General features: G+C 58.9%; 11 protein-coding genes. 5 read left to right on the forward strand and 6 right to left on the reverse strand.

Features of this window, described 5'->3' with window-relative positions; all coding sequences use genetic code 11:
- Window positions 1-340: 340 nt before the first annotated feature.
- From RXV88_RS22180 to RXV88_RS22200, 5 genes are all read right to left on the reverse strand, one after another.
- A complete protein-coding gene (locus tag RXV88_RS22180) occupies window positions 341-571 on the reverse strand; it encodes a hypothetical protein (protein WP_316295833.1) in 231 nt (76 codons plus the stop codon).
- Between the two features lie 101 nt (window positions 572-672).
- Complete coding sequence (locus RXV88_RS22185; protein WP_316295834.1) at window positions 673-1,254, reverse strand: hypothetical protein; 582 nt, start codon at window positions 1,252-1,254, stop codon at window positions 673-675.
- The gene (locus RXV88_RS22190; protein WP_316295835.1) at window positions 1,223-1,993 is read right to left on the reverse strand and encodes a hypothetical protein; all 771 of its coding nucleotides are present in this window, start codon (window positions 1,991-1,993) and stop codon (window positions 1,223-1,225) included. Before RXV88_RS22190 ends, RXV88_RS22185 begins: the two co-directional genes overlap by 32 nt.
- 73 nt (window positions 1,994-2,066) lie before the next feature.
- Window positions 2,067-2,642 carry a DUF805 domain-containing protein gene (locus tag RXV88_RS22195; protein ID WP_316295836.1) on the reverse strand — a complete coding sequence of 192 codons (576 nt, stop codon included), beginning with the start codon at window positions 2,640-2,642 and terminating at the stop codon, window positions 2,067-2,069.
- A gap of 357 nt (window positions 2,643-2,999) precedes the next feature.
- A complete protein-coding gene (locus RXV88_RS22200) occupies window positions 3,000-3,266 on the reverse strand; it encodes a hypothetical protein (protein ID WP_316295844.1) in 267 nt (88 codons plus the stop codon).
- Between RXV88_RS22200 and RXV88_RS22205 the strand changes: the two genes are divergently transcribed.
- The 3 genes from RXV88_RS22205 (at window position 3,186) to RXV88_RS22215 (ending at window position 6,422) form a co-directional block, all read left to right on the forward strand.
- Entirely contained in the window at window positions 3,186-3,653 is a 468-nt protein-coding gene (locus tag RXV88_RS22205; RefSeq protein WP_316295842.1) for a sigma-70 family RNA polymerase sigma factor, read from the forward strand. The genes RXV88_RS22200 and RXV88_RS22205 overlap by 81 nt on opposite strands.
- Complete coding sequence (locus tag RXV88_RS22210) at window positions 3,650-5,566, forward strand: VWA domain-containing protein (RefSeq protein WP_316295837.1); 1,917 nt, start codon at window positions 3,650-3,652, stop codon at window positions 5,564-5,566. The genes RXV88_RS22205 and RXV88_RS22210 overlap by 4 nt, the downstream gene beginning before the upstream one ends.
- Window positions 5,567-5,717: 151 nt before the next feature.
- A complete protein-coding gene (locus RXV88_RS22215; protein ID WP_316295838.1) occupies window positions 5,718-6,422 on the forward strand; it encodes a substrate-binding domain-containing protein in 705 nt (234 codons plus the stop codon).
- Window positions 6,423-6,713: 291 nt separating this feature from the next.
- Here RXV88_RS22215 and RXV88_RS22220 read toward each other — a convergent pair whose 3' ends face one another.
- Window positions 6,714-7,013 (reverse strand): hypothetical protein, encoded by a 300-nt coding sequence (locus RXV88_RS22220; RefSeq protein WP_316295839.1) that lies wholly within the window; start codon window positions 7,011-7,013, stop codon window positions 6,714-6,716.
- A 103-nt stretch (window positions 7,014-7,116) separates the two neighbouring features.
- Between RXV88_RS22220 and RXV88_RS22225 the strand changes: the two genes are divergently transcribed.
- Both RXV88_RS22225 and RXV88_RS22230 read left to right on the forward strand, forming a co-directional pair.
- Entirely contained in the window at window positions 7,117-8,733 is a 1,617-nt protein-coding gene (locus tag RXV88_RS22225; protein WP_316295840.1) for a winged helix-turn-helix domain-containing protein, read from the forward strand.
- Between the two features lie 430 nt (window positions 8,734-9,163).
- Complete coding sequence (locus RXV88_RS22230) at window positions 9,164-11,134, forward strand: molybdopterin-dependent oxidoreductase (RefSeq protein WP_316295841.1); 1,971 nt, start codon at window positions 9,164-9,166, stop codon at window positions 11,132-11,134.
- The last annotated feature ends 111 nt before the right edge of the window (window positions 11,135-11,245 follow it).

Below are 11,245 nucleotides of genomic sequence, written 5' to 3' on the forward strand. Positions count from 1 at the left end.
CAATCATCGCGAATGCGCCATGCATTATTTATCGCTACGATTTCCGAGAAGGTCGACCGCGGCCAGAAGCGACATCGGACGACATCTGGCGCGCTGCCAACCACAAGAACTACACGGGCTTTCGTTTCTGGCGTCACTGTGCGGTACGGGCAAGCGTAAGGATTGGTTCACCATAGCGGACATCGGGGAGAATGTCTGTGACGTCCGCTCGGAGCCCGAGGTGGTCGCTCTCTTGCGCTTGTGTTTGCAGGCGCAGCAATGCACCGAGCCTGCAATCGAAACCGTCAGGCGCCAAAGCGGAGCCGAGGTTTGCTCGTGCCGCCATTCTGCATTTATGCGGTTAGCGGTAAGGAATGCTGAAGAACGAGAAGCTGTTGGTCTGGGTGATTACGGGCGCTCCCGTTTCCGCCATTAGGCTTGCCATTGCTGCACTTCCCGTCGGACAGGCCACAAGATCGGCCGCATCGTCGAGGAAATCGACAGTGAACGCCGTTTCGCCGACGAGCTGGCACTCGTCCGCAACGCTTCGGTAACCGCGAACGAAGTTCAGTTCTGGGTCAGGTTCGCTCATCGCGACCTCTGGAGCGGTTTCGACGCATCCCGTCACGGTGAGAACCAAAGCGCAGGCACAGATTGCACGCATGAACTTTTCGAGGCGCGTTTCTATAGATTCTACTCCCACTCTGCACCCGTGCTGCGCCAGACCATTTCATCTGAATCCCAAACACTGGCCACGACGCAGGGCGTTGGGTCGATCCCACCACATTGCGAGCCATGCACATCAGCCAAAAGCACGCGGAATGGGCCAATGTTCGCCATGTCCCATCCCTGATTGAGAAGCGAAAACATACGATCCTCGATCAGGAAGTGAGACATGCAACCGCCTGTCCCGCAATAGAGCGACACAGCGGTGGAACAGGCAAACCCCGCCTCGTCCAGAACCCAGTCCCGCTGGATGTCTCCATCGAGATCGACACGGTGAATGGCTCCCAATTCAAGGGCGAACTGTCCATTTTCGAAATCGGAGCATTCCTGCTGCGCGGCTTCGACTTTTTCAAGAAACTGTGTGGGCAGACCGGACAAGTCCTGCGCGTGAGCCGAAGCAGTGCAAAAAGCTGCGGAGATCGCGCAGAAAACACCCGCTCTTGTGCCGGCACCAGCGCGTTTCCACTTTTCAGATAGTCGGCTCATCATGTCTGTATTTCCGGCCTTTTCATGCGTCTCAATTGCACTGATCGTAGGTGTAATCGCCAAACTCGATCCAGTTCCGGCCCCCATCGCTGAAGACGAGGAACTCTGACCGATCTTCACCCAGGAGCGCCACCTGGAAGCCTGCCGGTGGTTCGGAGTTTCCGAAGAAGCTATATGAGGTCATCGCCCGAACGGTCTCACCATTGACGGTCACGATGGCATCCCACTGGTCGCCTGATTGACCTACTATCGCGTATTCGATGACCCTCTGCACGGCACCGCCACCGCAATACACAATGCCTTCTGGCGTCTCCATGCTCTGTGATGTCGAAGCGTTGGAGCCGCAGGAAGCGCGCAGGGATCTGACCGCTGCGGACGATCCTTTGAGCGTAAATATGCCATAAGAGACATCCTGGTCAGCCATCGAAAGGTTCAGAACGGCGTTCTGCGCGATCTGATCCAAAACGAAATCATAGTCGCCCTGATCGAAGAACCGGACCTCAACAGGATAGTTGTCGACGAGCGAGATATCCGCATTCACTGATCCTGCCTGAAACGCACCTACCTCGGTCGAACCATCATTCATGAACCGAAAGGACAGGCCTTGCTTGGAGACTATATCCTGTGAGTCCTCATAACCTGCTGGCGCGAAGCGGACCCGATCGCATTGTAGCTCAAGCGTCATGTTGTCGGTCTGGATGAAGGCGTTGGCGTTCGGCGGCCCACTGAAGTTCCAGTCAGCCATGGCAGGAGATGACATCATGAATGTGAGGACCGTGCCGGCAATCAGATGTGTCTTCATAAGTAACCTCCTAGGCAACTAAGCCATGGTTCGTCATTCCGCCGCGAAAGCACTGATGATCCACGTCATAAGTTCAAGCTGCGGGTGGGCCATATTCATTTGTACCTTCCTGTGACGGTCGGCTTAGCCACCAGATCATTAGCACCGAGACTATCAGTTGAAGAACTCCCACAACCATCAAGCCGGTGACCCCAAGTAGAGCCGCTGGGCCCCTCAACGCTTCTGGGTCGTCAGCCCCTTGCTCGAGGACTGAGAATACAGCGATGCCACTGAACAGCATGAACATGGTCGCGATGCTCAGTGCTGCAGGCAAAAGCAAGTACCAGCCCGGTCTTCCGGTGTCATGCAGTCGACGCCATCCAGCTGCAAGCATGGGTACAACAACGGCAAGTTGGAATATTGGGGTGAGGACTTGGCTGCTCTCTCCAGTCTCCGGGTCCATGCCGAACAGGGAGGCGTCGATAACTGCCAGGACAACGCTCACGACAACCACGAACAACACAAACCACCAGTACTCGGACCGCACCGCGCGCCCGGAAAAAACAAAGTATTTCCCGAGGCATGTCTTGGTGGCTTCAACAAAACCCATGTTCGCGTTCTCCCTGAATACGTTGACAGGTACTTTCTGACAGGAGGGGACATCGTGCAAGCTTTGATCGACCTACTCAGATGCTGCACCTGCAAAGGACTGCTTTGTCCGCAACTCGGACGCAGGCCGCTTTCAAACCAGGGTCCGGATCGTCGCTCAAGCGGTCATAGGGCTGCCAAAGCAGACATTGCGCCTGTCGAAATCTTACCAGTGTTTGGTTTGGAGGCTTAAAGGCTGATTGCGGACGAACCGGAAGTTCATCAGCGCATGGCTGAATATCTCTTCGCTCGGTTCAGAACTGCTCAGCCCAAGGGCGTACGGCCACTTCATGTGTCCAAGCGCTTCGGTCCTGCTCGATGAGGTGGCGATACCCGAATATCAAGGCCTACCTCTTCCGATGACGCACGCCCAGTTCGATCACTTCAAGAACCTTACAGGTGGCGCTGCTAAGACCATCACGCCGCTTCGCATATTGCCGGAGTGAATTTTTTCCAAGGATTGACCCTTCGCATCCGTCCAACCAACGTGATGAGGATGGACACAAGTGAAGAGGAACTCGCTCTGGCGGCGGCGGCGGGCGATGGCCAGGCATTCGCCCGGCTGATGGCGCGTGTCTATGACCGCCTCTTCAGGTTGTGCTTTCGGTTGACCGGCAGTCAGCACGAGGCCGAGGATTTGTGCCAAGACATCTGCGCTGCTCTACCGTCCAAGCTTAACACATATGACCGGAAGGCGAGGGTGACAACCTGGCTGTACCGGGTGGCAGTCAATGCTGCTCATGACCGACGCCGGCGAATGGCCACGCAGGCCCGTGCCGCTGACGGCTGGCGTGACTGGGAAGTGAACCGCAAGGCCGTCGACGCAGAGACCCGCGAACGGATGGACTGGCTTAGCCAAGCCATGAGAACCCTGCCAGACGAACTGTGCGACACGCTTGCGCTGACCCTCGATAACATGACCCATGCCGAGGCAGGCGAGGTTCTGGGTGTGGCCGAGGGTACGGTCAGCTGGCGGCTGGCCGAAGCCCGCAGAATTCTGAAATCCCTCAGGAAAGAGGAGGGAGTGACATGAGCGAACTCGATGATCTCAAGACCCTGATCGACAAGGCGACGCCCACGCCGGACGCCGCGAAGAAGGCTCAGCATCTGGCGTTGGCACAGGAAAATTTCGAAGCGTTCCAAGGATCGCGCGGCCGATCGCGTCAAACCTCCGATAACTCAATGTGGACTGGAGTGAAGACAATGCTGACCAGACTGACTTCAAAAGGGGGCTTGACGCTCACCACCGCCATCGTCGCATGCGGGATCATGATCTTGACGCCAGCCGGTCAGGTTTTGCTGGATGGCCCGGGCACGTTCGGAACGCGCGGCATCGTGGAACCGGCCCCCGAGGTTGTCGAGGCGGAGCCCGTGGCACGGCCCGAAGATGCCGCCCGCCCGGTGGCTTCGGCCAAGGTGGAGCTCTTGGCCAGAAAAGGGGCAGAGGCGGATTTTGCCGAACCGCTTCCTGCGGCCCCGGCCCCGCTTGCCCTGGAATCGAGCGTTGGGATCGCGCGATCCATGGAAGAGAACCGCGTCATTTCACAGACTGCGGACACCGAAACCTTCGCCAACGAGGACCCGAACGGTGTGAAGATCGCCGCGGAGGACCCTGTTTCGACCTTTTCCGTCGACGTGGATACGGCGAGTTATTCGATCATCCGGTCTTCGATCATGCGCGGTCAGTTGCCGCCGGCTGACGCTGTCCGCATCGAGGAAATGATCAATTACTTCCCCTATCGCTACCCGGCACCGGAGCATGGCGAGCCCCCCTTCCGTCCAACGGTAAACGTTTTCGAGAGCCCGTGGAACGCCAACACCCAGCTGGTTCACATCGGTATCCAGGGAACGCTGCCCGCGGTGGAGAACCGCCCTCCGCTCAACCTCGTTTTTCTCGTGGACACTTCGGGCTCGATGGAAGACCCGGTCAAATTGCCGCTCTTGAAGCAGTCGTTCCGCATGATGCTCGACAACCTGCGCCCCGAAGATCAGGTCGCCATCGTCGCCTATGCAGGCAGTTCCGGCGAGGTCCTCGCCCCCACCGCTGCCTCGGACCGGCAGGCGATCCTGGACGCCTTGAACAACCTGCGCGCCGGGGGGAGCACCAATGGTCAGGGGGGGCTGGAACAGGCCTATTCGGTGGTCGAAGGGATGTCTGCAGACGGCGAGGTGTCCCGCGTGATCCTTGCCACCGATGGGGATTTCAACGTCGGTCTGTCCGATCCGCGCGGATTGGAGGACTTTATCGCCGAAAAGCGTGACAGCGGTACCTATCTGTCTGTACTGGGTTTCGGGCGCGGCAATCTGCAGGACGCGACCATGCAAGCGCTGGCCCAGAACGGCAATGGCACCGCTGCCTATATTGACACGCTGAGCGAGGCGCAGAAGGTGCTGGTCGACCAGTTGACTGGAGCGCTGTTTCCCATCGCTGACGATGTGAAGATCCAGGTAGAGTTCAACCCCGCCAAAGTCGCCGAATACCGTCTGATCGGCTATGAAACACGCGCACTCAGACGCCAGGATTTCAGCAATGACCGCGTCGATGCGGGTGAATTGGGCGCGGGTCATTCCGTCACCGCGATCTACGAGGTCACGCCGGTGGGATCGCCGGCCCGGCTTTCCGACCCGCTCCGTTATGGCGCGACACCTGCGGACACGGACAGCGACGAACTCGGTTTTTTGCGGCTGCGCTACAAGAGCCCGGGCGAACGCAGTAGCCAGTTGATCGAGCGGCCTTTCTCTGCAAATGGCAAAGCGGATAGCGAAGCGAAGTTCGCTTCATCCATCGCCGGCTTCGGGCAGCTGCTTTACGACGACAGCTATCTGGGCGATTGGGGCTGGGATGACGCGATCGCGCTGGCGACCGCCAACCGCGGGGATGACCCCTTCGGATACCGCCAGGAGGCGATACAGCTCATGCGGCTGGCCGAGAGCCTCGACAACTGACCAGTAGCACCGCAAGAGCACCGCTGGCGACTTGTTGGAGCGGTATTGGCATTGTGGCGACGAGTTCGAATTGGTTTGCCTAGAGTGGCGTCATGGCCTTGTAGCGCGATCAGACAAAGGACCCAACCGAACGCGATTTGGAACCCCTGCCATGGATCGACTTCCCAATTTACGCATTCTCAGCGCAGGCGCGCCAAAAACTGGTGTGAGGCTTTGCGCAGAAGCCTTCGCTTCTGCGACAATGGGCACTGTCGAAATCGAATTCGCGACCGCGCCTGAGGTCCGCGAACGTATGGCGTCGGGCTTCGTCGACGCGGATATCGTGGTTGCGCCGGTCGCGGCCATTGAAGAGTTCGCGGCCAGTGGTGCCCTGATCGTAGGCTCCAGCGTCCTACTCGGTTCCATCTCTGCGGGTGTGGCCGTCCGAAGAGGTGCGCAGGTGCCGGACCTTCATTCGGCGGCGAGTCTGCGGGAGGCTCTCCTGACTGCAGATTTATTGATCTACAATCGAGCCTCGAGCGGCCAATATATCCATACTATGATTGAGCGGCTTGGCCTCAGCGAAGCGGTGGCGGGGAAGACTTTGCGAACCGACACCGGCGCTGATGCAATGGCGTATCTCGCCAATGATCGCTCTGAGCGCGCCATCGGCTTTGGGCAAATTACCGAGATCAGATTGAAGGAGGGACTCGGTATTCAGCTTGTCGGCCCGCTGCCGGAAGAATTGGGGAAAAAGACGAGCTACAGCGCAGCGGTTTCAACCTCGGCCAGGAATCCTGACAGAGCAAAGGATCTGCTCGCTCATTTTACGTCGGAAGAAGGGCGGGGTATCCTTCTTCAATCTGGGATTGAATAGGCTCTGACAGCTGCTTAAAGCCGTCCAGCGGTCATCTGATCATTTTGCTCAGATGTCGGAGTTGAGCCCAATCCAGCCGTAACTCATTGCCGCGGCATCCTACGAGATGGGCGGGGAGCCGACATTCGCTGCGTTCGGCACCGACGTCGGCTCTGCGGACCCTGCTTCAAAACACTGTCGGCAAAGGCTGTGTTCCACTTGCTGTGGCCATCCATCATGAAATATGTGAACGCGGCAAGATCGGGGCTGGCAGGCTCCACCGAGCAACTCGTTTCGCTCGCCAGGCTTTTGTCACTCGGTCGATGCAAGCACGGCAGCACCTTTCGGTGAGCAATCTTCCATGAAGGTCCATTCGGGCTTGGCGTTTTCTTCGAGGATCAAGTCGATCACCCGTACATACCGCGCGCCATACTGCTGCAGCATCGTCACTTGCGCGGCAGAATCGGCGGGTAGTTCGACCTGCTCTCCGTTCACGTTCACCAAGGTGATCGTCGGGCAGTTCTTCGGTGCTGCCTGCAAGTAACTTATGCTGACTGTCACAGATAGCGCGAAAGTGGCGACAAAGGCTGTGGGTTTTGCAATAATTGTCATCGTGTCCTCCATTGGTTGAGTTCGAAGCGCCCGTTGAGGGTGAGCGCCTTCCTCCATTGGGGCCTCAAAGCGACAGCGAAAGTCACGAAAGCGGCCACGAAAAATGCCGAAATCGGATCAAACAATTGATATTGAAGGATTTCGCTTTCATCGGCGACCACTTGGGCTGCATGACCCTGACGGGAACTTGGTGTCCTTGCGCCCGCAATCGCTCCGCGTTTTGTCGGTTCTGAGCGAACAGGCCGGGGAGCTCGTCTCGAAGGACAGCCTGATGGAACGGGTCTGGGCGGACACCCACGTGACCGACGACAGCCTCGTCCAGTGCATCTCGGAGATCCGCAAAGCACTTGGTCCGGAGGCGGGCGCTCGCCTGCGCACCGTGCCGAAACAGGGCTACCGTCTTGATGTGTCGCGCGCGCGGCCACGTCGCCTGTCCATGCTCACGACAGTCCCGATCGCCGTTCTGGCCATCTTGGCCGCTCTCGCGCTTTCGGCGCTATTGCTCACGCCCAGCCAGCAGGCCGCATCGGAGGTCCAGTCGATCGCCGTTCTGCCTTTCGAGAACCTCAGCGGCAGTGCCGGGCAGGCCTACTACTCCAACGGGCTGGCCGAGGAGCTCGTCGTAAATCTCTCGAGGATCGCCGATCTTAGGGTCGTGTCGCGCGCAGCGTCCTTCTCGGTCGCGCAGAGTGCGAGCGATCCGCGACAGGTCGCCCGGGAATTGCGAGTGTCATACCTCGTGGACGGCAGTGTGCGCCGAGAGGGGCAGACCCTACGGATCACGGCAGCGCTAATCGACGGGGCGAACGGCGAAAACATCTGGGCTGACAGCTATGCGGGGGCCGAAGCGGATGTGTTCGATTTCCAAGAGACGGTCCTCTCCGAACTCGTGCGTGTGTTGTCGGTCCGTCTGTCCGAGCAAGAGCGTGAACGCCTGGGAGTTCGGGGCACGCGCGATGTCGATGCCTTTGACAACTACCTTCGGGGCAAAGAGCTGGCCGGCTTCCTGACCGCGAGCGATAATGAACAAGCGGAAGAGGCCTTTGCCGAGGCCATCCGACGTGACCCAGATTATGCCGCAGCCCACGCGCAACTTTCGATCGTACTCAGCATGCGGGTCGAATACGGTTGGACAAGCGATGTGACGAACACCTTGGCGAGAGCGGTGCGGCATGCGGAACGGGCCGTGGCCCTTGCACCCGATCTGCCCTTTGCTCATTTCGCGCTCGGACGGCTTTTGTCCCGAGGTTTCATAGCGGACCTTGCAGGTGCCAGCGCCGAGTTCGAGAGGGCCATCGAACTCGACCCAAACTACACGGACGCTTACGCTTTCTACGCGATCGTGCAAGTGGCCGATGGACGGGCAGAGGATGGGCTGAACACAATCTCGGAAGCTTTCGCCCGCAATCCCGTTCCCCCGTATTGGTACTATATGCCGCTTGGACTGGCCAACTTCTACCTCGGCGACTATGACGCAGCGGAGGCTGCGCTCACTGAGCTCCTCCAGCGCAACCCGAACCTCCAGAATGCCCTGCGGATCCTGATCGCAACCTATGGTCATATGGGACGGCTGGACGACGCCGAGTGGCTGGTCATGGAATACGAAGCGTTGGGTGTCCCCGCCACGATCACCGACATCATGCAGGCGATCAACATCGAACACCCTCCTTACCGAGAGGCGGTCATTGACGGACTGAGGCTTGCCGGCCTGCCGGAATAGGAGGTCCAGTTAGGTGCCAAACAGAGAAGCCCGGTCAATTGGATGTTCCGGAAAAGGTTCGGAGCAGTCATTCGCTGCCGTCACCATGAAGGTCACCATTAGGCCGTTCAGAGCCGATGCGTGCCGCAGGGCGCATGACGGGTTTGTCCGCAAGCCGGACCTAACCTCGATTACGGCGAACGTCTGGAGCCGGTTAAAGCCGTCGTTCGAGCGTGTCTCTGCGGTTCCGTCGGCTCTTACGGCTGCTTACCGCCGTCTAGCGGTCATCTGATCATTTTTCTCAGATGTCTCAGAAGAGCCCAGAGCCGACGCTCAGTTGCCTCGCACTTTTCGTCGCTTCGACAGCATGAGGCCAACGTTCGACCGACCCGCTCAATCTGTGTTACCATCGCGCAAAACGCTCGAACACGACCTCGGGGAGGTTTGCAAGATGGCAAATGCGGAAGTGCCAGGATGCTGTCCTCACGACTGCCAGGACGGCTGCTCATGGGTGGCGCATGTCGAAAACGGTAAGGTGACCAAGGTGGTCGGAACCAAGGAGCATCCCTTCACCCGCGGTATCTTGTGTGCCAAGGTCAACGACTACCAAACGCGGACCTATGCACCGGATCGCCTTCTCCAGCCTCTACGCCGCACAGGACCCAAGGGCAGCGACGAATTTGAGCAAATTTCCTGGGACGAAGCGATACGTGAAATTGCGACCAGGTTTGGACGCATAATTGATGACTGGGGTCCGGAGGCGCTAATGCCGCTTCACGACATGGGATCGGCCGGGGCGTTGCAGCGCCGCGCGCTGATGCGCCTGTTCCACCATATTGGCGCAAGCCGCCTCCACGGCAGCCTGTGCGGCCAGTCCGGCAACGCTGTGGCGGCAGAAGGTCACCCGATCAGCTTCGATCCTGAGACGCTCGCCGAAAGCGAATGCATCGTTCTATGGGGGGCAAACCTGCTTTCCACGGCCCACCACCATTGGCACTTCTGCCTCGAAGCGCGAAGAGCGCGGGGCGCCAAGATCATCAGCATCGATCCGAGATGCACGCGAACCGCCGCAAAATGCGATGAACACATTTCAATCCGTCCGGGAACGGACGCTGTTCTTGCCGCCAGCATAGCGAATGTACTGGTCGAGGAAGGGCTGGCCGACTTTGAATACGCGCGTTCGGCGGCCGACGATTTGGATGCCTATCTCGAAGAAATCAAAGCCTGGACGCCAGACCATGTCCGCGAGATCACAGGAGTGGCACCGGATGATGTAGTGCGGATCGCACGTCTCTACGGGGCGGCTCGGCCGGGCACCCTTCGGGTTGGTATTGGCCCTCAGCAATCGCGGTTTGGTGATGTCTTCATTAAGAGCCTGAGCGCGCTTGCGATCCTGTCGGGCCACTGGAGACTCCCTGGCGGCGGCCTTTCTATCGAGGGCTATCCGACCTTCGACAACGCTGCGCCGGAATGCCCGGAACTTTCACCAAAGGGAACACGTAGCCTCCACAGGGGCCATCTTGGTCAGATCCTGACCTCGTCGGATCTTGATCCGCCAATCAAGGGATTGATGGTTTGGGGCCACAATCCCGTCGTCAACCAGATCGATGCCGAGACAGTCAGGCGGGGGCTCTGCCGAAATGATCTCTTCACGGTCGTGATCGAGCACTTCATGACCGACACCGCCCGACATGCTGACATCGTCTTGCCGTCTACCACCCAGCTGGAGCATTTCGATGTTCAGGGTTCGTGGGGCCAGTGCTACGTGGGCCTGAACAAACCTGCCATCCCGCCGCTCGGAGAGTCCAAGCCGCACACTGAGGTCCTGCGCCTTCTGGCAAGAGAAATGGGACTCGACGAACCCGCGCTCTTCGCAGACGACGAAACAATTGCCCGCTCAAGCCTGCCGGATGACTTCGACTGGCGGACGTTAAAAAGACAGGGATGGCTCTATGCACCACAACCGAAGCGGGACCCAGCTTCTATGGGAGGGACGCTGAAGATGGCGACCGGTCTCGACGGGCCGGAGAACCTCGACGTGAGCGACCTCATTCCGAACGGTAAACTCCGGCTCCTTACCGTAAAGCCGCACTACCTCCTGAACTCGACATTTGCGAATATGCCAAGGCAGGCCGGACAACAGGGAACCCCGACGTTGGAGATGCACCCGGCGGATGCCGAGAACTTGGGATTGCGAGCTGGCGATCGGGTCGTAGCTCATAATGGAAAGGGCAAATTGGCGGCCGACCTCCGTGTCACCGATACCGTTGTCGAAGGCACCACGGTTCTCGAAGGGAAGTTTTGGTGGACCGCTGATGAGGATGGTTCGCCGGTCTCAAACCGTTTGGCCAACAGCAACTGGACCGAAGGTGGTCAGCCAACGTTCAATGACATTTTCGTTGAAGTCACTGCTGCAATCTGAGGCCCGCGAGGTCGATAAATCAGACGGCAGCAAAGTCCGCAACTCGGACGCAGGCCGGTTTGAAACGAGGGTCCGGATCGTCGCTCAAGCGGTCATAGGGCTGCCAAAGCA

The organism is Aestuariicoccus sp. MJ-SS9 (assembly GCF_032586235.1).
Taxonomy (GTDB): domain Bacteria; phylum Pseudomonadota; class Alphaproteobacteria; order Rhodobacterales; family Rhodobacteraceae; genus Aestuariicoccus.